Here is a 21,327-nt window from a genome sequence, read left to right as displayed (position 1 = left end):
GAGAGGTGAGCATCCATGGCTAAAATACGTACAGGTCGGGTTGGCGAGCAGATTAAGAAAGAGCTAAGCCAACTCATACAGACCGAATTAAAAGATCCCCGTATCGGTTTTATTACGGTAACGGGTGTTGATCTGACAAACGATTTGTCCCAAGCGAAAATATACTTGAGCGTGCTTGGGGATGAAGAGCAAAAAACTTCTTCCCTGAAAGCATTGGACAAAGCGAACGGTTATCTTCGTTCTGAACTTGGCAAACGGATACGGCTGCGCCATATTCCCGAGCTGATTTTCAAAATTGACGAATCTATCGCTTACGGCAGCCGGATTGAAAAGCTGCTGAGTGATATCGACAAGGATGAAAAATAGCAAGAGCTAGTTTATCCGAAGGAACCATGAACTGAATGTAAAGGAGACGGCAATGCATACCTATGAACAGGCGCTTCAACAAGCGAAGGAATTTATTCTGGAGCATGATGATTACCTGATCGTATCGCATGTACAGCCGGACGGAGACGCAGTCAGCTCCACCGTAACGGTGGGCTGGCTTCTCTCATGTCTGGGGAAGAAATTTACCATGCTGAATGAGGGGGCTATCCCCAAGCGCATGGATTTTTTATGGCATGCCGATGAGATTATGGATATGAGCCAGCAACCGCCGGAACGGAAATACAACCGGATTATTTGTGTAGATTGTGCAGATTTTCGTCGTGTTGGTCTAACAGAGCAGTTTTTTGCGGAAGATGCCATCATTTTGAATATTGATCATCATCCGACGAATGATGCGTATGGAACAGTTAATGTGATTAAGTCGGATGCTGCGGCAACGGCAGAAATTCTTTTTGATCTACTGGAAAAGTTTGCGATCAACTGGGACGTTGAAGTGGCGACGGCTGTATATACCGGACTGCTGACGGACACAGGAGGCTTCAGGTATTCGAACACTTCGCCTAAAGTCATGTCTACAGTGTCTCAGCTGCTTGCCTATGGTGTAGACGGTCCCTATCTATCCGAGAGCCTGCTGGAAGAAATGACATTCCCGCAAATGAAGGTCCTGACCAAAGCATTGCAAACGCTCGAGATTTCGGAGGATGGTAAAATCGCCTGGGTGGTTGTAACCCCTGACGATATGAAGGAATGCGGAGCTGTTAATGAGGATTTGGAAGGCATCGTCAATTATCCTAGAAATATTCGTGGCGTTGAAGTAGGCATTTTCTTTAAAGTGATTAGTGATCAAGCGGTCAAAGCCAGTCTGAGATCGGCAGGTAACGTTAACGTAGCTGCGCTTGCCCAATCGTTTGGGGGCGGGGGACACGTATGTGCTGCAGGTTGTCGTCTGGAGGGTAAGCTGGAGGATATTATTGAGGTCGTTGTAGGGCGGGTGAAGGCCGAGCTATGAAGCCGATGAAGCAGGAACAAGCAACTTGGGAAGGCGTGCTACCCGTCTACAAACCCGCTGGATTCACCTCTCATGATGTGGTGGCCAAGACTCGCCGGTTGCTGGGAATGAAGCGAATCGGACATACCGGAACACTTGATCCTCAGGTGACGGGCGTGCTGCCGTTGTGTCTGGGACGTGCTACCCGGGTTGTTGAATACATGCAGGAGTTACCTAAGGAATACCATGCAACATTACGCTTGGGACTTGCCACTGATACAGAGGACCTTACGGGTACGATTACCGAGAAGTGTGACCATCCCGTAGAGGTGACGGAAGTGGAAGCCAAGGCTGTTCTGGAACGTTTTGTCGGTACGATTTCCCAAGTGCCGCCAATGTATTCGGCCCTCAAAGTGGATGGCAAACGTCTATACGAGCTGGCCCGAGAAGGCAAGACCGTGGAGCGTAAAAGCCGTGAAGTGATTATTTACGAGCTGGAAATGACGGGATTCGCGGAGACGGGATCATATGTGGATATTTCTTTTCGTGCATTATGCTCCAAAGGAACTTATATCCGTACGCTCTGCGTCGATATCGGCCGCGAATTGGGATATCCTTCGACGATGGTCAAGCTGGAACGAACCATGTCTGCGGGGATTCCTGCGAATCGTTGTTTAACATTCGAAGAAATTGAACGCTACGTAGCGGATGGCAGCCTGGGTGAGCGGCTTATTGCCACTGATGAGGCCATTGACTATATGCCTGATCATACAGTGGCCGAAGTAAAGGCCGCTGCCGCTCTCCAAGGTCAGCGCTTGTCGATGAGCATGATTTCTCCACCTGTGACGGACAGCCAGCCCTTCCGGCTGTATAAAGAGGATCGAACGTTTTTGGGCGTATATGGACGGGATGAATCAGGGGCTATCGCGCCAATTAAAGTTTTTTTACCTTGAATTGTGCTATAATTTTGACGAAGTTAGTCAAATGATGTGAAATGCAGGTGAAATAATATGATTACCGTATCGTTATCTTATCCATTGAGCGATGAGCTTTTGCACCAATGGGGACGTTCACAGGTCACGGCGATCGGTCAGTTCGACGGTCTTCATCTCGGACACGCAAGTGTCATACGCAAGGCTGTCGAGCTGGCTCGGGAACAGAAAGTGCCGGTATCTGTTATGACATTTCATCCTCACCCGAAGGAAGTCATGAAAAAAGGCGACTATGAAGGCTATTTGACCCCGCTTGTGGACAAGCAGGATATTTTAGCCGATATGGGTGTGGACGTGCTTTATATTTTGAGATTTGACGAGGACTTTTCCAAAGTCAGCCCTGAGGCGTTCATCACGGACATCTTGCTTCCACTGCAGATTCAAACGGCGGTAGTGGGCTTTGATTTCCGGTTTGGCTACCGGGGAGCCGGACATGAGCATACACTTCGGGAACTGGGAGGAGAACGTATGTCCGTCCACACCGTACCGCCATTCGAGCTGGATGGGGAAAAAGTGAGCAGCTCCAGCATCCGCCGTGCCTTGCAGACAGGGGATTTAGCGCATGCCTCTCGCTGGCTGGGACGCTCTTACCACATTCGGGGCACCGTAATGGATGGAGAGAAGCGTGGACGCACCATCGGCTTCCCAACAGCCAATCTCAAGCTGGATGATACTTACGTAATTCCAGTCAAGGGCGTATATGCCGTACGGGCACTGGTGGGTGAGCGTTGGAGAAGCGGGGTAATGAATGTAGGGGTTAAGCCTACTTTTCATGAAAGTGTGCTGAATCCGTCGTTTGAGGTTCATCTGTTTGATTTTGACCAGCAGATTTATGGCGAGCCTGTGCTGGTTGAGCTTCATCATTACATCCGTCCTGAACGCAAATTCTCTTCGGTGGACGAGCTGATTACCCAGATTGGCAATGACGCACAAACGGCTAAAAAGCTGTTAGGCTAATTTATTTACATAAGACAGGCGCTGTGTTATACTGACTTATGTTGTGTAAACAACGATGAACCTTGGCTTGGTTGTCCGCTTTCACCAGCGGCTACGAGGCTAATGGCGATTATAATGAAGGAGGTGAACAGGATGGCATTGACTCAAGAGCGTAAACAGCAATTGATCGAGGAGTACAAAACTCATGAATCCGATACAGGATCTGCAGAGGTACAAATCGCTATCCTTACTGAAAACATCGTTAACTTGCAAAGCCACTTTCGTTCGCATAAGAAAGACCATCACTCCCGCCGCGGGTTGTTGAAAATGGTCGGTCAGCGTCGTAAACTTTTGGCTTACCTGAAGAAGACTGATGTTAGACGTTACAGTGCGTTGATCGAGCGTCTCGGATTGCGTCGTTAATTTTCAGACATGTAATGAGAAAAGAAGCCTGGTTGTTCACCGCTTGTCCCTGCTAAGGCGACGGCGGACAGCAGCCGGGTTCTTTTTTGAAGTAAGGAATTTTTTTGACGTACAGATCCTTTAGAAGTGCGAGTCTAGTAAGATTCTGGTGCTTATAATGCATAGGGCTTCTTATGAATTAGGCCCGCGCAGGAAATACTGGATATGTATAGAACTTTTACAATGGAATGAAATGGAGGGATACCATGGAGCAACGTGTAGAAATGCAGCTTGGCGGAAGAAAGCTGGTGCTGGAAACAGGGCGTCTTGCGAAACAGGCCAATGCGGCAGTTAAAGTAAGCTATGGCGAAACGGTTGTTCTCTGTACCGTGACCGCTTCCAATGCGCCGAAAGATTTGGACTTTTTTCCGCTGACGGTGAACTATGAAGAAAGATTGTATGCTGTGGGAAAAATCCCAGGCGGATTTATTAAACGGGAAGGACGCCCGAGTCAAAAAGCGATTTTGTCCAGCCGTCTGACAGACCGTCCGATTCGCCCATTGTTCCCGGAAGGCTTCCGGAATGATGTACAGGTATTAAACCTGGTGATGAGTGTCGATCAGGATTGTGAGCCGGAAATTGCAGCGATGATCGGAACCTCGGCAGCGCTTAGTATTTCGGACGTACCTTTTAACGGACCGATTGGTGGAGTTGCTGTAGGCCGTGTGGACGGACAATTCGTGATTAACCCGGACATTGCGCAGCAGGATGCAAGCGATCTGTACCTGGTTGTAGCCGGAACAAAAGATGCTATCATGATGGTAGAAGCGGAAGGCAACGAAATTCCGGAAGAAGTCATGCTGGAAGCAATCATGTTTGGCCATGACGAGATCAAGAACATTGTGGCAGTCATTGAGCAACTGGTTCAAGTGGCAGGTAAAGAAAAAATGCAGGTTAAACTGCATGCTGTCGATGAAAAAGTGAACAGCGAAGTTCGTGCTTATGCAGCTGAACGTTTGGTGGAAGCCGTCAAAATTGTAGAAAAACATGCCCGTCAAGAGGCGATTGATGCAGTCAACGAAGAGACGGTTGCACATTTTGAAGCACAATACATAGAGACGCCTGAGCTTTTGAAAGACGTGAGCGAAGTTCTCTATGATATCGTTAAAGAAGAAGTCCGTCGTCTGATTACGCATGATAAAGTGCGTCCTGACGGTCGTAAGCTTGACGAGATTCGTCCGATCGAAAGCGATACGAGCATTTTGCCGCGTACGCATGGCTCGGGCTTGTTCACACGCGGTCAAACGCAAGCGCTTAGCGTTTGTACACTTGGCGCATTGGGTGATGTACAAATTTTGGACGGCATTGATCTGGAAGAAACGAAGCGTTTCATGCATCATTACAATTTCCCTCCATTCAGTGTAGGCGAGGCTCGTCCTTTGCGTGCACCGGGTCGTCGTGAAATTGGACATGGTGCTCTTGGTGAGCGTGCGCTTTCTAAAGTCATTCCTTCTGAAACTGAATTTCCATATACGATTCGTCTCGTTTCCGAGGTGCTGGAATCGAATGGCTCGACTTCCCAGGCTAGTATCTGCGCAAGCACACTGGCTATGATGGATGCGGGTGTACCGATCAAGGCTCCGGTTGCAGGTGTAGCGATGGGATTGATCAAGGACGGGGAGCATGTTTCCGTGTTGACCGATATCCAGGGTATGGAAGATCACCTGGGCGATATGGACTTTAAAGTGGCTGGTACAGCAGAAGGCGTAACTGCTATTCAAATGGATATCAAGATTAACGGTATCGATCGTAACATTTTGCAGGACGCGCTCAAACAAGCCAGAGAAGGACGTCTGTTCATTCTTAGCAAAATGATGGAAGCCATCCAGACGCCGCGTGAGCAATTGTCTCCGTATGCGCCGAAAATTATGACGATGCACATTAATCCGGATAAAATCCGTGATGTTATTGGTGCGGGTGGTAAAATCATTAACAAAATCATCGAAGAAACCGGCGTAAAAATTGATATCGAACAAGATGGTCGTGTATTCATCGCTTCCACAAACCAAGAGATGAATGAAAAGGCACGTTCCATTATTGAAGGTATCGTGAAAGAAGTTGTGATCGGAGAGATTTACATCGGCACAGTGAAGCGGATTGAAAAATTCGGTGCATTCGTCGAAATTTTACCGGGCAAGGACGGTCTGGTTCATATTTCCCAACTGTCTACTGAACGTGTAGCCAAAGTTGAGGATGTAGTTGCTATTGGAGATACGATTACGGTGAAAGTAACCGAAATTGATCAACAAGGTCGTGTCAATTTATCCCGCAAAGCTGTTCTGACGGCTGAAGCTCCTGCAAAGTCCTAGTACCTGCGTACAGCGGATCACTATAACAGGAGTGCTGTTCGTTTTTTACAGAACACTTGGGATTGGAATAGCATCTTTTAAGCTTTTGGAAAGAGGCAGAGCTACGTTTCTGGCTCTTTTTTCATACATATGCACAGGCTGTGTCGAAGTGGGCTTCCAGTGGCTTGCTGCGTCATAGTTCTTGTCCTCCCCGCATACAATGTGGACAAACGGGCGGGAGGATGAAGGGATCATGAGAAAGGCAAAGAGAGCAGCGTGGGTTGTAGCCAGTCTGGTCATTACGCTGGTGATTGGGCAGTTTAGTGGGGTACGTGAGTATGTGAGTCAACTACGCGCCGGACACAGCACGGAAACGAGTGAGCCCGAGGCTGCAACAACGATGGCGATCGCGGCTTTACCTGATAATGCACTCATGCAGCGACTGCGATCAGAGGCTGCCCGGCAAAGACGAGAGCCGGTTGATGCGAAGATCGACCGGGTATGGAAGGCTATTCCCGGCTATAACGGCTTGGAGGTTGACCTGGACGCGACTTATCGTAAGGCAATTGCGGCTCCGGACCGACCCATACAATATGTGTATCGACAGCTTGCGCCCAAGATACATTTGAACCAGCTCGGCAATGTCCCGATTTACCGGGGAAATCCCGAAAAGCCGATGGTTTCTTTCATGATCAATGTAGCTTGGGGAAACGAGTATATCGTGCCTATACTGGATACGCTGGATCAGGAAAAGGTCAAGGCTACGTTTTTTTTCGATGGTAGCTGGCTGAAAAAAAATCCTGAACTCGCCAAAGAGATTCAAAAAAGAGGACATGAGCTTTCGAACCATGCTTACTCCCATCCGAATATGAGCCGTCTGAGCAGGGAAAGAGCTACACAGGAAATAGAGAAGACACAAGTGCTTCTTCAGGACATTTTAGGTGTGAAAAACAGATGGTTTGCCCCGCCGTCAGGCGATTTTAATCAGGAAACGGTTGATTTAGCAGCAGGTCTTGGGCTTAAAACAGTGCTGTGGACACTGGATACAGTGGACTGGAGACATCCTTCCCCAGAATCGGTAATTGCTAAAATCAGTAGCAAGGTCGAATCGGGATCACTGATTTTGATGCATCCGACAGATTCTTCATCAGCGGCTCTCAAAGGTATGATTCATGCCATTCGCAGCAAGGGACTGGTGCCCGGAACCGTCAGTCAGACGCTTTCCCCTGATCGGCAGCTACCTGCTCCGGTTGAGTGAACGTCTTTTTTCTGTTAGGATTGAACATTATGGCAAAGTTTGCAATTCAGTTTAGGAGGGCCAATCGTGGAAAGAATTCAACTCAAAAACGGCCTAAGAGTGGTCATTGAAAAAATTCCAACTGTGCGTTCCGTTTCTTTCGGCATCTGGGTTAAAACCGGCTCCCGAAATGAAACCCCGGACAATAGCGGTATTTCTCATTTTATTGAACACATGCTTTTCAAAGGAACAGAGCGTTTCGACGCGAAGGAAATTGCCGAGCAATTTGACGCCATTGGAGGGAATGTTAATGCATTCACTTCGAAGGAATATACGTGCTATTATGCAAAAGTACTGGATGAGCATCTGCCGATTGCGGTTGATGTACTGTCCGATATGTTTTTTAATTCTAAATTAGATCATGAAGAGCTGGCAAAAGAGAAAAACGTGATCCTGGAGGAAATCTCCATGTACGAGGACACACCGGACGATATGGTGCATGATCTCTTATCACGGGCCGCTTATGGCGACCATCCGCTGGCTTACCCCATTCTCGGTACCGAAAAGCATTTATTAGCTATGGACAGCTCCCATCTCAGCAATTATATGAAAGAACACTATACAATCGACAATACGGTCATCAGTGTGGCTGGTAATATTGATGATAGTCTGGTAGAGCTACTGGAGCGTCACTTTGGGCACTTTGATAACCATGGAACTGCTTCGCCCCTGACGGTTCCTGCGTTTAACGGTGAGCTGTTGTATCATGAAAAGGCAACGGAACAGAATCATATTTGCTTGTCTCTGCCTGGATTTGCAACGGGTGACGATCTCCAGTATGCTATGGTATTACTGAACAACGCGATCGGCGGCGGTATGAGCTCACGTCTGTTTCAGGAAATTCGGGAGAAGCGTGGGCTGGCTTATTCGGTCTATTCCTACCATAGCTCCCATGCGGACAGTGGTATGTTCACCATTTATGCCGGTACGGCTCCCAAGCAGACGAAGGATGTGCTGGATCTGGCGCTTGAGCTGTTGCAGGATGTGGCTGTCAAGGGACTGGATGATAACGAGCTTCGTAAAGGCAAGGAGCAGTTAAAAGGAAGCTTGATATTAAGCCTTGAGGGCACAGGAAGTCGGATGAATCGTCTTGGAAAAAATGAGTTGATGCTAGGTCAGCATTACACGCTGGATCAAATGATTGAGCACATTGAGCAAGTGACAGCTGATGATGTGAACAAGGTACTGGACCGGATGTTCTCGGAGCCGTTTGCTCTGTCGATGGTCGGAGCAAGCGATTCAGCGGTTAAGGATATGAGGAGGGACTATTTTGTTAACTTACGTGGAAATTAACAGACTTGGGGGCAATGAGGATATTGAGCTGCCCCGTAAAATGTCAGAGCTTGCATCCGGGTTTGACCTGTATGCTGCGGTACAGGAAGACTTAGTGTTGGAACCCGGCAAGCGTTGTCTTGTTCCAACCGGATTGGCTATAGCGATGCCGGCAGGGCTGGAGGCACAAATCCGTCCGCGCAGCGGACTGGCTCTCAAGCATGGTATTACCTGTCTCAACACACCAGGCACAATTGATGCGGATTATCGTGGGGAGATTAAGGTATTGCTTATCAATTTGGGCGAGGAACCTTTCACCATTACACGTAATGAGCGAATTGCACAAATGGTATTTCAGACTGTGCCTGAGGTAGAGTTGAAGCAGGTAGACCGTTTGTCTGAAACAGTGCGTGGTGCTGGAGGCTTCGGTCATACAGGACGCTGAGTCTACAGTTTCCTTCAAACGACTGAATGTCACGGCTTTAATCGGTATTTTGGAGAATGTAACTGAATTGTCGATTTTAAGCTAGAGCATGAATAGCATATGAATAAGGATACACATGAAAGCCGTCCCGAAAAGGGGCGGTTTTTTTGTGTTTCTTCACCTATCTATGGGTGGCTGCATAGACTAAAAGCATATCGTGTCTCGGAAAGGAGTGATCCGGATGCTAACAGGAATACGCATCGTTGTATTGGGTGGTGATGCGAGGCAGCTTGAGGTAATTCGAAAATGTGTAGACATGGATGCTACCGTCAGCGTGGTCGGCTTTGACCAGCTTGAAGAGCCGCTCAGAGGAGCATCGCGGGAGCCGTTGTCTGTCAAGCTGCTGGAATCGGCAGATGCACTTGTGCTGCCAGTTGTGGGGTGCGATGAGGGAGGCAATGTGAATGCACTTTTTGGATCGCAAAAGCTGCAGTTTCTTAATGAGCACGCCGCTGCTCTTCCGCCGCACTGCGTCGTATATACGGGGATGGCGCGGACGTACTTAAAAGAAATTTGTTCCAGACATGATTTAAAGCTGGTGGAGTTGCTGGAAAGAGACGATGTGGCCATATATAACTCGATACCTACGGCGGAAGGCGCACTGATGATGGCGATTCAACATACGGATTTTACGATTCATGGTGCAAATTGTATGGTTCTGGGCATGGGACGGACTGGATTTACCATGGCAAGGGCGCTACAAGGATTGGGAGCCAGAGTGAAGGTCGGGGTACGTAGGGCAGAGGATGCGGCGAGAGCGGTGGAAATGGGCTGGAAGCCTTTTATGACAAGGGATTTGGCGGATGAGACTCAGGGTGTTGACTTGATTTTTAATACGATACCCTCTATGATTATCACAGCGCAAATCCTGTCTAAATTGCAACAGGCCACCGTGATTATTGACCTTGCTTCCGCCCCGGGCGGATGTGATTTCCGTTTTGCGGAAAAGCGTGGAATCACGGCCATGCTCGCCCCCGGCCTTCCCGGTATTGTCGCTCCCAAAACTGCTGGTGCCATTATAGCGAATACGTTGGTGCAGTTGTTAATGGAAGATAATCCTGATCGGGGTGATGCGTAATGAGTTGGCAAGGGAAAACGGTAGGTTATGCAATTACAGGTTCACACTGCACATTTGAAGAGGTTATGCCTGTTATACAGCGTTTTGTTGACGAGGGCGCGAAGGTCGTTCCCATTATATCCAATACGGTATTAACAACGGATACCCGCTTCGGTACTTCGCAAAGTTGGCAAAAACAGTTGAAAGATATAACAGGGAATGATATCATTTCTACAATTGTGGAGGCTGAGCCACTGGGTCCTTCCCAAATACTCGATGTACTGGTGATTGCACCCTTGACGGGGAATTCGATGAGTAAGCTGGCGAATGCTATGACAGACAGTCCGGTTCTGATGGCCGCCAAGGCGCAATTGCGCAACGGTCGTCCACTTCTTTTGGCCATATCAACCAATGATGGGCTTGGCTTGAATGCTGCGAATATCGCCAAGTTGCTGGTAGCCAAAAATATATTTTTTGTGCCGTTCGGACAGGACAATCCAGTTAAAAAGCCCAATTCACTTGTGGCTGACATGGAGCTGATTCCGGAAGCCGCTTACGCTGCTATGCAGGGCAAACAGCTTCAACCGATGATTGTGGAACGCAAGACTCCATGAAGTACTATAGTTAACTGCTGAGCATCCCTCGCCTAGAAGATGATTCGATGATGCATCGGGTCTAATTTCTTGTTGGCGGTGGATGCTTTCAGAATAAAAAAATGGTTTTTTAGTCGAGAAGGGGAGATACACCAGATGAGCAATAGAAAGTTTAATGTAGCTGTCGTTGGAGCGACAGGCGCCGTAGGAGAACAAATCGTAAATCTGCTGGAAAAACGGGATTTTCCTGTGGATAAAATTAAATTTCTTTCTTCGCCTCGTTCTGCCGGCACTTTAATTAGCTTTAAAGGTCAGCAAATTCCAGTAGAGATTGCAACCCCCGACAGCTTTGAAGGAATCGACATTGCCTTGTTCAGCGCAGGCGGAGACGTAAGTAAGGAACTGGCACCACATGCTGTTCGTCATGGTGCAGTATGCATTGACAACACAAACGCCTTCCGGATGGATCCTACAGCTCCTCTTGTCGTTCCTGAGGTGAACAGCGACAAAATTGCCAAGCATCAAGGAATCATTGCCAACCCGAACTGCTCCACCATCCAGATGGTAGCTGCTTTGAAACCATTATATGATCAGTATGGCATTTCTCGTATCATCGTATCCACATATCAAGCGGTGTCCGGGGCTGGAAGCCGTGCCATTGATGAACTGAATCGTCAAAGTGCAGCGATCCTTAACGGTGAAGAAGTTCAGCCTGATCTGCTGCCAGTCGGTTCATTGCCGGTGAAGCATCAAATTGCTTTCAATGCTATCCCACAAATCGACAAATTCCAGGACAACGGCTATACACTGGAAGAAATGAAAATGGTACTTGAAACGAAAAAAATATTGGATGATGAATCCGTGGACGTAACAGCAACGTGTGTACGTATTCCTGTCGTATACGGACACTCGGAATCCGTCTATGTAGAGCTTAAAAAAGATTATGATGTGGAAGAAATCCGCAATCTGCTTGCTTCGGCACCGGGAGTAACCCTGGTAGACGATCCTGCTGCGCAGCTCTATCCGCTGGCATCCGAAGCCGCAGGGAAACCTGATGTATTCGTTGGACGTGTACGTCGTGATTTGGGCAACAGCCGTGGATTGAATCTGTGGGTCGTATCCGACAACCTGCTCAAGGGAGCAGCATGGAACGCGGTGCAAATCGCGGAGATTATTGCTGCAAATGCGGAATAACGTTCCTGAAGTAGGGAGTAAGATGGGGGAAGAGCGATGAGTATTTTAGTACAGAAATTTGGGGGAACCTCGCTGTCCACACCCGAAGCGCGTCAACTGGTGCTAGGACATGTGAAGCGAGAGCTGGAACAAAATTTTCAACTGGTTGTCGTTGTGTCGGCCATGGGGCGGAAAGGAGAGCCTTATGCCACGGACACGCTGCTCGAATGGGCGGCGTCTAACGGCGACAGTCTTCCTAAGCGTGAACGGGATTTACTGCTGTGCTGTGGTGAAATCATTTCTGCCGCTACATTATGCAGCCTGATGGAAAATGAAGGTATTCCTGCTACGGTGCTGACTGGGGCACAGGCGGGCTTTATTACGGATGATCAATACGGCAATGCTCGTATTTTGGATATAAAGCCAGACCGTATCGTGGAAGAGCTGAACCAGGGCCGTGTCGTCATTGTGACAGGCTTCCAGGGTCAGACTGTAAGCGGTGATATGACTACCTTGGGTCGTGGTGGCAGCGATACTTCCGCTACCGCTCTGGGTGCCGCTCTACAAGCGGACATGGTAGACATTTATACGGATGTGAACGGCATCTTGACCGCCGATCCGCGCATCGTGGAAAATGCAAAACCGCTTGCCCATGTCAGCTATACGGAGATTTGTAATATGGCTCATCAGGGGGCTAAGGTTATCCACCCCCGTGCTGTTGAAATTGCCATGCAGGCGAATATTCCGGTTCGGGTTCGCTCTACCTTTTCCGAAGGGGAAGGAACGCTGGTCACCCATCCGGAGGGCTTTAAGGACGTACAGGCAGACATCGTTGACCGTTTCGTGACAGGTATTGCGTATGTCGGCAACGTCACACAAATTACCGTAGAATTAAAGCTAGGCTCGGAGCATTTGCAATTACAAGTATTCAAATCCATGGCTGAGCATGGAATCAGCGTCGATTTTATTAATGTAACTCCATCCGGGGCGGTTTATACCGTGTTCGATGCTGATGGAAGCAAAGCGGTTGAAGTACTGAACGGTCTGGGCTTGGAGCCTAAAATTTTGGCAGGGTGCGCTAAAGTATCCGTCATAGGTGGCGGTATCAATGGGGTACCTGGCATTATGGCGACGATTGTAGAGGCATTGGCAGAATCAGACGTACAGATTCTTCAATCGGCAGATTCCAACACGACGATTTGGGTACTCGTTAAAAAAGAAGATATGGTGCAGGCTGTACGCGCATTGCATAATAAATTTGAACTCCATCAATAGGCGCAATGTCCGTGCTCGGACTTGCAAAAAAAGGAGGCAGCATGGTGAATTTCGGCAGACTGATTACCGCAATGGTGACACCTTTTGATCAGCAAGGAGAGATTGACTGGACTGCATTGTCCTCGTTGATTGATTATTTAATAGAAGAACAACATTCGGAGTCTCTTGTCGTATCAGGAACGACGGGCGAGTCTCCTACCCTGAGCGATGATGAAAAAATCAAGTTGTTTGCATTTACTGTAGAAAAAGCAGCCGGACGATGTAAAATCATTGCCGGTACCGGTAGCAACAATACACGTCACTCCATTCATCTGACCCGTGCTGCGGAGCAGGCGGGGGTAGACGGTATTTTGCTGGTAGTGCCTTATTACAATAAGCCGAATCAGGAAGGGATGTATCAGCATTTTGAAAGTATTGCAAATTCCACATCCCTTCCAGTCATACTGTATAATGTACCAAGCCGTACCGCAGCCAGCCTGACCGTAGAAACGACGCTGCGTCTTGCGCAAATCCCTAACATTGTAGGAACCAAAGAATGCGCGTCGCTGGCGCAGGTCACACAGATTGCAGCCGCAGCTCCGGAGGGATTCTTCATTTATTCGGGGGATGACGCTTCCGGGTTGCCTGCTATGGCTGTAGGGGCTTATGGTATTATCAGCGTGGCGAGTCATGTAGTAGGCGCAGAAATGAAGCAGATGATTGATTCACTTGTAGGGGGACACGCACAGCAGGCAGCAAAACTGCATCAGCAGTTGTTTCCGGTTTTCAAGGGTTTGTTCGGCTGTCCTCATCCGCTGCCTAATCCGGTGGCTGTAAAATATGCATTGGAGTTACGGAATGTTTCGGTCGGTTCTGTTAGGTTGCCGCTTATTCCTCCGACCGAAGAGGAAGCGGAATTTATTAAGAAGTTATTTGCCCGCTAATCGGGAAGAATGAATTTTAAATGTTAAATGAATACGGGGAGTACGCTTGTTAAAGGCAGCCGGGAGTAAAGAATCCGGAGGATTTTATAGCCTTGACAAGGTACTCCGGCATGAGGGCGTTCTTATAGGGCGCCCTTTTTGCTGTGCCTTTTAACCATGTATCAAGATAATTGAACAGGGAGTAATGGTTTTAGACGGCAGTGGGAAACCTATGCGCAACGAACAGGATGACTTGTTTTTTCTTATTTTAATCATGTATAATGAGGTCAAGTGACTGGGTGCGGTATTCTTTTGAAAATTAAATAAATAAATCAAGGTACGACGTCCAACTACCATAGGAGGTTTAGATTCATTTGTCTAAAAAAACAAACAACGATAAATTGATGATTTTCGCTTTGGGCGGCGTCGGTGAAATCGGGAAAAATATGTATGTCGTTCAATACGGCAATGACATTGTCGTGGTGGATTCGGGTCTGAAATTCCCGGAAGAGGACATGCTTGGCATTGATATCGTTATTCCTGATATTTCCTACCTTACGGAGAACCGCGACAAGGTAAGAGGCATTGTGCTGACTCATGGTCATGAGGACCATATCGGCGGTTTGCCTTACGTGCTGAAACATTTGAATGTACCAGTATACGGTACCAAATTGACGCTGGGGCTGGTGGAAAACAAGCTGAAGGAAGCGAATCTGCTTGGCGAAACCAAACGTATTTTGATCAATGCTGATTCCGAAATCAAACTGGGTTCCACACTGAAAGCAACATTCTTCAGAACAAACCACAGTATTCCGGATTCGGTGGGTGTATGCATTGATACTCCTGAGGGCGCTGTTGTTCATACAGGTGACTTCAAGTTTGATCATACTCCGGTTAACGGACAATATGCCGATTTGCAGCGTATGGCTGAAATCGGCACACGTGGCGTACTGGCTCTTTTGTCAGACAGTACCAATGCGGAAAAACCAGGCTTTACTCCATCGGAAAAAAGCGTCGGCATCGTGCTGGAAGACATTTTCCGTAAGTCGAAACAGCGTGTAGTTGTAGCTACTTTTGCTTCCAACGTACACCGTATTCAGCAGGTTATTAATGCTGCTGAATCGACAGGACGCAAAGTGACGGTTATCGGTCGCAGTATGGTTAATGTCGTAGGGATTGCATCTGATTTGGGCTATCTGGAAATTCCGGATGGAATGCTGATCGAGCCTGAGGAAGTTGGCAAAATGTCAGCGGATCGCGTAGTTATTCTCTGCACAGGTAGCCAAGGCGAGCCGATGTCTGCTCTAACAAGAATGGCGCGTTCCACACATCGTAAGGTGGATATTCTTCCGGGAGATTCGGTTATCATCGCAGCTACACCGGTACCGGGTAATGAAAAATATGTCGGTCGCACGATTGATGAACTGTTCCGTTTAGGTGCCAATGTTTATTACAGCGCAGCTAATCCGGGAATTCACGTTTCCGGACACGGAAGCCAGGAAGAACTCAAACTGATGCTGAATCTGATGAAACCTAAATTCTTCTTGCCAATTCATGGTGAGTTCAGAATGCAACGTCGTCATGCCCTCCTTGCCGAATCGGTAGGTGTAGAGCCGGACAACATTTTCATCACAGATATCGGTGAAGTTATTGAAATTCAGAACGGTGGAGCACGCAGAGCTGGTAAGGTTACAGCGGGCAACGTGTTAATCGACGGACTGGGTGTAGGAGATGTAGGGAATATCGTATTACGCGACCGCAAATTGCTGTCACAGGACGGTATTTTGGTTGTTGTTGTCACCCTGAGCAAGCAGGACGGCACGATCAAGTCTGGACCGGATATCATTTCCCGTGGTTTCGTATATGTCCGCGAATCGGAAGGTTTGCTGGATGAAGCGAATCGTATTGTCTCAAGCACACTGCATAAGCTCATGAGCGAGAATGTAAATGAATGGGCTTCCCTTAAAACAAATGTCAAGGATGCGCTGGGTCGCTTCTTGTATGAGCAAACTCGTCGCAGACCGATGATTTTGCCAATCATTATGGAAGTGTGAGTCAATTGAAATTTGCTCAAAAACCTGAATTAAAAACTTAAGTCACAGGCACACAGTCGCCTCTCTTCCCGCAGGAAATATTGGACGGTTTCCGCGGGAGGGGAGGCTTTTTTGGCTTTTCCGGGTGAGGAAAGAAGGAAAGCCATGGGGGCGGGTATAAAATATTCCATTTCCATCCCATACTATAGGGTGAATACGGGTCACAAAGACGCGTAAAGCGAAAGGAAGATCGCCCACATGGAACAATACAGCAACCTATCATCCGGCAGACAAGAAACGGAAGCACCGGATCAACCTATGCCTGAAGTTGGGCAAAGACCCATTTCCCCCGCTATGGAGGCCTTGCAGCAACTGGGACAAACCTCCATGCCCGGAAGCGAATCCAATATTTTTTGCATGACAATAATTGGTCAGATTGAAGGGCATCTGATTCTGCCACCGCAAAACAAAACGACCAAATACGAGCACATTATTCCCCAGCTGGTAGCAGCGGAGCAAAATCCACGTATTGAAGGCTTAATGATTCTGCTGAATACAGTAGGTGGGGATGTCGAGGCAGGGCTGGCTATTGCTGAAATGATCGCTTCAATGAGTAAACCGACGGTGACCATTGTCATTGGAGGCGGGCATAGTATCGGTGTGCCTATCGCTGTCTCGTCCACCTATTCTTATATTGCCGAGAGCGCGACGATGACCATTCACCCGATTCGTATGAATGGCTTGGTTATCGGAGTTCCACAAACGTTTGAATATATGGAAAAAATGCAGGAGCGTGTTGTACGTTTTGTGGTTTCCCATTCGCGTATTACTGAGGAGCGGTTTAAGGAGCTTATGTTTAAAACCGGTGAACTGAATCGGGATATTGGTACTGCGGTTGGGGGAGCCGATGCAGTGAAATATGGCTTGATGGACGCGGTTGGTGGCATCGGAGAAGCATTGAAACAACTGAACACCATCATTGAATCTCAACGTCAGCAAAACGGGATTACAGGGACTCAGCAGCAGGCTCCGTTCGTACCTTTTCCCCCCAATGCTACAGGGAATCCGACTGGAACGCTCCCAAATGAGCATAGTGGGGAGTTGCCTCAATGACCTTATATACCGTAATGCCAATGGAAATGGTGTGGGAGGGCATGTGGAAGGAGGCGGAGACGTTTGCGGAGATTCGGGTTGACGGTTTACTTATGCAGGTGCAGCCGCTCGAAAGTCGCAGGGGGATTATCGTGCGATTGCTAGATTGTCCGCTGGAAACTTACCTGAATCCGCGTTATGCACCCGGACAAGTCATCGAATGGTCGTAGAAGGTGTCGAATAGGACGAAAATAGGTCGTTTAATGTTGAAAAAGAACATATGTGCGGATACCGGGTGACGTGGTATAATATTCTTCTGGGGGGTGACCTTGAATGTCCAGAAGAAGGAAAAGGAAAAAGAAAGCCGCGTTTGGCGGAGTTCTAAAATTCGAAATTTACGGCATTGTGCTGATTACATTGGCGGTCATTGCGCTGTCGGGTGAAGCGGCAGTCGGTCGGTCGCTTTCCAAGATGTTTGGGCTGGTACTGGGGAAATTTTATTTTGTCATACCCCTGATCGGCATTTATTACGGTCTGATGGTGATGATTCACCGCAAATGGCCAAACCAGTGGAACTCACGTAAAACGGGGCTATTGCTGCTGGTATTTGCCTTTACGCTTATGAGCTCTATTTCATCTATGGAGCAGCGTTTGGGGCCGATTAATGCACTTCAACCAGGCGGGGTGATGAGCCAGATACATATAGATATGCGTGAGCAGTTGCTGTCGCCTGACAAGGAAGGCCATACCTCAATGCTGAACAAGGATATTAGCGGGGGATACATCGGCGCATTGCAGCTTACTGTGCTGTTGTGGCTGTTTGGTCTTACGGGTGCCAAGCTGATTATGATTGTAATGTTTGTGATTTGTTTTATGCTGCTGACCCAGCTGTCTTATGTGGATCTGGTGCGAATTGTTCAGACGAAGATGCTGGCGGCAGGGGGAAGCGTTCGGAAAAAATGGATTGGTAAAGCCACTCCACTTTCGGCATCTGGCAGAGGTACCGGGAATAAAAAAATCAAGTCCGAGTCGATTCCTGCTTATGAGGAAGATATGGATGATGATCTTGATGAAATGCAGCCTTCGGCGCGTAAGCAGCCGATTTTCTTCCAGCTGTTTGGCCTGAAAAAATCGGCTGGAGAGAACAAGGATGATCGTTCCGTTCATGCTGATGAGGATGATCAAGAGCCTGCTTATGATGGTGAGGAAGCACAGCCCTTGTGGAGAAACGCCAAGCAAGCAGAAGAATTGTCTGATACTGCTGAACACATAGAGGAGGAAGCTTCTGTTCCGGTAAAAAGGTCACCGATCATTCGGGATTTCTTCGAGCAGGTGAAGCATGAGGAAAGAAGACCTGAGGATGAATCAGAGGCATCCTTGGCTGGGTCAGTGCAGACGGATTTAGCTTATGATGAGTCGCTGGATGACAACTTTATGGATGCCGCTGTGAACACAGATACGGACGGTATGGCAACAACAGGCCATAATACACCGGGCAGTGCAGATGGACAGGCCCAAGCGAATGCAACGGGGACGTCAGGCGAAGAGACCGCAGGCACAACTGCGGCCATTCCTGCTCCACCGCCACCCAAACCGTACAAGCTCCCGTCGTTCCGTTTGCTTGCCAAGCCACAAAACGTGGGTAAAGGCCTTGGGCAAAAGGATTACATGCAAACGGCACGCAAGCTGGAGGCCACATTGGAAAGCTTTGGCGTACGGGCAAAGGTACTGGAGGTTGTCCGTGGACCTGCGGTGACGCGTTATGAAATTCAGCCGGATATTGGTGTGAAGGTCAGCCGTATTGTAAGCCTGACGGATGACATTGCGCTTGCGCTCGCTGCGAAGGATATTCGTATGGAGGCTCCAATTCCAGGCAAATCGGCTATCGGTATTGAGGTTCCGAACAACGAGGTTTCTATTGTAACGATGCGTGAGGTTATGGAGACGACCATTTTCCAGGAGTCTGTATCCAATTTGTCCATTGCGTTCGGACGTGATATTGCAGGTCAGACTATTGTTGGTAATTTGTCCAAAATGCCCCATTTGCTTGTAGCCGGAGCAACCGGTTCAGGTAAATCAGTGTGTATTAACGGTATTATTACGAGTATTTTGTACAAGGCGAAGCCAGATGAGGTTAAATTTCTCATGGTCGATCCCAAAATGGTGGAGTTGAACGTGTACAACGGTATTCCGCATTTGTTGGCACCGGTCGTTACCGATCCGAAGCGCGCTTCACTCGCTTTGAAAAAAATTGTAGTAGAAATGGAAAAACGTTACGAATTATTTTCCAAATCAGGAACCCGTAACATAGAAGGCTATAATAATTTGATGAAAGACAATCCTGCTGCGTTCCTGCCTTACATCGTCGTTATTGTGGACGAGTTGGCGGATCTGATGATGGTAGCTGCGGGGGATGTGGAGGATGCGATTGCACGATTGGCCCAAATGGCGCGTGCCGCAGGGATTCATCTTATCATTGCAACGCAGAGACCGTCGGTTGACGTAATTACCGGGGTTATCAAAGCCAATATTCCTTCGCGTATTGCCTTTGGTGTGTCCTCGCAGGTGGATTCCCGTACAATACTGGATATGGGTGGGGCTGAGAAGCTGCTTGGGCGTGGGGATATGCTGTTCATGCCGATGGGCGCTTCCAAGCCGGTTCGTGTTCAAGGAGCGTTCATGAGCGATCAGGAAGTGGAGAACATCGTTAACTATGTGCGTGAGCAGGGTGAAGCACAATATGATGAAACGCTTGTACCGGAGGTAGAGGAAGTATCGGCTGATGCCAATGAAATGCTGGATGAGCTGTACGATCAGGCTGTCAACATCATTTTGGAGGCCAAGCAAGCATCTGTATCTCTGCTTCAGCGCCGAATGAGGATCGGCTATACACGTGCGGCCCGGTTGATTGACTCTATGGAGGCTCGTGGCGTCATCGGCCCTTACGAGGGAAGCAAGCCCCGTGAGGTGCTTATTTCAATGGAGCAATATCAGCAAAACAAAGTCAGTTCCTGACCATAGGCTTTACCAGAAATCGCATCCAAATCGCTGTTTGTAAGTGTGGTGTTTGTTTAAATTCGACAACACTATGCGTACAGACAGCGATTTTTTTTGCTTTTTTTTCAGGAACAGGAGTAGCCGAATGAAAGAAGATTAAAAGGGTGAATAGCTTTAAGCAGAGCTTGTCATAATAAACGTAGCCATCCTGTTAATCCCACAAAAGAAAGGTAGAGCGCAGCATATGAAAAAGACAATGGTCTGGATTTGCACGGGTATTCTCGCAGCCTCGGCTATCACGTACACAGGACTTATTGCGAACGTCTCTGCGCAGCATGCAGAGCCGCTGAGCACACAGCAGGAATTACAAGCAACACAGCCTTCTCAAGCGACATTTAGCACAGAGGCGGTTAATTATGGCTCCTATGGTCAGGATGTATATGAACTGCAATCCCGTTTGAAGCTGTTGGGCTTTTTCGGGGCGGAAGTGGACAGTCATTTTGGCAGCAGTACATTGAAGGCTGTCAAGGGCTTTCAAAAAGAGTTTGGCATGACCCCTGATGGAGTGGTCGGTGCAAAAACAAAATTAAAGCTGGTGAATGCAACTCCTAATTGGAAACCGACAGAAACTCCTTTACATCGTAAAAATCAGGGTTCCGCTCAGGGACAGACAGCAGACAATAATAAACCGGATCAAAAAGATGAAACGATGGGATCGGCTAACACGATGGGGCTGTCTGACAACGATCTCAAAATTATGGCTAACGCAGTCTACGGTGAATCCCGTGGCGAGCCGTTTGAAGGACAGGTAGCCGTGGCGGCAGTTATTTTGAACCGGGTCAAATCCCCCAGCTTTCCAAACACACCGTCTGGAGTGATTTTTCAACCGGGGGCCTTTACAGCTGTAGCTGATGGTCAAATCTGGCTCACGCCAAATGAAACTGCAACAAAGGCAGTTCGCCAGGCACTGAACGGCTGGGACCCAAGCGGAGGCTGCCTCTATTATTTTAATCCAAAAACAGCCACCTCCAAATGGATTTGGAGCCGCCCGCAGGTAAAGACGATTGGTCAGCATATTTTCTGCATGTAAACCGCCGAA

The 21,327-nt window shown here is 48.2% G+C and carries 19 protein-coding genes; all 19 read left to right on the top strand.

Annotated features, from left to right (window positions below; all coding sequences use genetic code 11):
- Positions 1–15 precede the first annotated feature (15 nt).
- Positions 16–366 carry a 30S ribosome-binding factor RbfA gene (gene rbfA, locus QD47_RS03625; RefSeq protein WP_014281122.1) on the top strand — a complete coding sequence of 117 codons (351 nt, stop codon included), beginning with the start codon at positions 16–18 and terminating at the stop codon, positions 364–366.
- Between the two features lie 52 nt (positions 367–418).
- The gene (locus tag QD47_RS03620) at positions 419–1,396 is read left to right on the top strand and encodes a DHH family phosphoesterase (protein ID WP_044644837.1); all 978 of its coding nucleotides are present in this window, start codon (positions 419–421) and stop codon (positions 1,394–1,396) included.
- Positions 1,393–2,328: a tRNA pseudouridine(55) synthase TruB gene (truB, locus tag QD47_RS03615; protein WP_044644836.1), complete on the top strand. Its 936-nt coding sequence runs from the start codon at positions 1,393–1,395 to the stop codon at positions 2,326–2,328. The genes QD47_RS03620 and truB overlap by 4 nt, the downstream gene beginning before the upstream one ends.
- 57 nt (positions 2,329–2,385) lie before the next feature.
- Positions 2,386–3,324, top strand: a complete 939-nt coding sequence (locus QD47_RS03610; RefSeq protein WP_044644835.1) for a bifunctional riboflavin kinase/FAD synthetase — start codon at positions 2,386–2,388, stop codon at positions 3,322–3,324.
- A gap of 132 nt (positions 3,325–3,456) precedes the next feature.
- Positions 3,457–3,726, top strand: coding sequence for a 30S ribosomal protein S15 (gene rpsO, locus QD47_RS03605; RefSeq protein ID WP_014281126.1), 270 nt, complete (start codon positions 3,457–3,459; stop codon positions 3,724–3,726).
- 245 nt (positions 3,727–3,971) lie between these two features.
- Positions 3,972–6,074, top strand: coding sequence for a polyribonucleotide nucleotidyltransferase (gene pnp / locus QD47_RS03600; protein ID WP_044644834.1), 2,103 nt, complete (start codon positions 3,972–3,974; stop codon positions 6,072–6,074).
- A gap of 232 nt (positions 6,075–6,306) precedes the next feature.
- Entirely contained in the window at positions 6,307–7,311 is a 1,005-nt protein-coding gene (locus QD47_RS03595) for a polysaccharide deacetylase family protein (protein ID WP_200893385.1), read from the top strand.
- Positions 7,312–7,377: 66 nt separating this feature from the next.
- Positions 7,378–8,643 (top strand): M16 family metallopeptidase, encoded by a 1,266-nt coding sequence (locus QD47_RS03590; protein WP_044644833.1) that lies wholly within the window; start codon positions 7,378–7,380, stop codon positions 8,641–8,643.
- Complete coding sequence (gene dut, locus QD47_RS03585; RefSeq protein ID WP_014281130.1) at positions 8,621–9,067, top strand: dUTP diphosphatase; 447 nt, start codon at positions 8,621–8,623, stop codon at positions 9,065–9,067. Before QD47_RS03590 ends, dut begins: the two co-directional genes overlap by 23 nt.
- A gap of 220 nt (positions 9,068–9,287) precedes the next feature.
- Positions 9,288–10,184, top strand: coding sequence for a dipicolinate synthase subunit DpsA (gene dpsA / locus QD47_RS03580; protein WP_044644832.1), 897 nt, complete (start codon positions 9,288–9,290; stop codon positions 10,182–10,184).
- On the top strand, positions 10,184–10,777 hold the full coding sequence (locus QD47_RS03575) for a dipicolinate synthase subunit B (protein WP_044644831.1): 594 nt from the start codon (positions 10,184–10,186) through the stop codon (positions 10,775–10,777). Before dpsA ends, QD47_RS03575 begins: the two co-directional genes overlap by 1 nt.
- Positions 10,778–10,912: 135 nt before the next feature.
- A complete protein-coding gene (locus QD47_RS03570; RefSeq protein ID WP_044644830.1) occupies positions 10,913–11,950 on the top strand; it encodes an aspartate-semialdehyde dehydrogenase in 1,038 nt (345 codons plus the stop codon).
- A gap of 36 nt (positions 11,951–11,986) precedes the next feature.
- On the top strand, positions 11,987–13,204 hold the full coding sequence (gene dapG, locus QD47_RS03565) for an aspartate kinase (RefSeq protein WP_044644829.1): 1,218 nt from the start codon (positions 11,987–11,989) through the stop codon (positions 13,202–13,204).
- Between the two features lie 41 nt (positions 13,205–13,245).
- Positions 13,246–14,127, top strand: a complete 882-nt coding sequence (gene dapA / locus QD47_RS03560; protein WP_044644828.1) for a 4-hydroxy-tetrahydrodipicolinate synthase — start codon at positions 13,246–13,248, stop codon at positions 14,125–14,127.
- 353 nt (positions 14,128–14,480) lie between these two features.
- Positions 14,481–16,160 (top strand): ribonuclease J, encoded by a 1,680-nt coding sequence (locus QD47_RS03555; RefSeq protein WP_044644827.1) that lies wholly within the window; start codon positions 14,481–14,483, stop codon positions 16,158–16,160.
- A gap of 237 nt (positions 16,161–16,397) precedes the next feature.
- Positions 16,398–17,252: a ClpP family protease gene (locus QD47_RS03550; RefSeq protein ID WP_044644826.1), complete on the top strand. Its 855-nt coding sequence runs from the start codon at positions 16,398–16,400 to the stop codon at positions 17,250–17,252.
- Positions 17,249–17,461 (top strand): YlzJ-like family protein, encoded by a 213-nt coding sequence (locus QD47_RS03545; protein ID WP_014281138.1) that lies wholly within the window; start codon positions 17,249–17,251, stop codon positions 17,459–17,461. The genes QD47_RS03550 and QD47_RS03545 overlap by 4 nt, the downstream gene beginning before the upstream one ends.
- Positions 17,462–17,564: 103 nt before the next feature.
- Complete coding sequence (locus tag QD47_RS03540; RefSeq protein WP_044644825.1) at positions 17,565–20,246, top strand: FtsK/SpoIIIE family DNA translocase; 2,682 nt, start codon at positions 17,565–17,567, stop codon at positions 20,244–20,246.
- Positions 20,247–20,472: 226 nt separating this feature from the next.
- On the top strand, positions 20,473–21,318 hold the full coding sequence (sleB, locus tag QD47_RS03535; RefSeq protein WP_044644824.1) for a spore cortex-lytic enzyme: 846 nt from the start codon (positions 20,473–20,475) through the stop codon (positions 21,316–21,318).
- The last annotated feature ends 9 nt before the right edge of the window (positions 21,319–21,327 follow it).

Origin of the sequence: Paenibacillus terrae (assembly GCF_000943545.1) — a bacterium.
In the GTDB taxonomy this organism is placed as follows: Bacteria; Bacillota; Bacilli; order Paenibacillales; family Paenibacillaceae; genus Paenibacillus; species Paenibacillus terrae_A.
The sequence above is the reverse complement of the archived record's forward strand: the minus strand, read 5'-3'. Positions and strand labels throughout refer to the sequence as shown.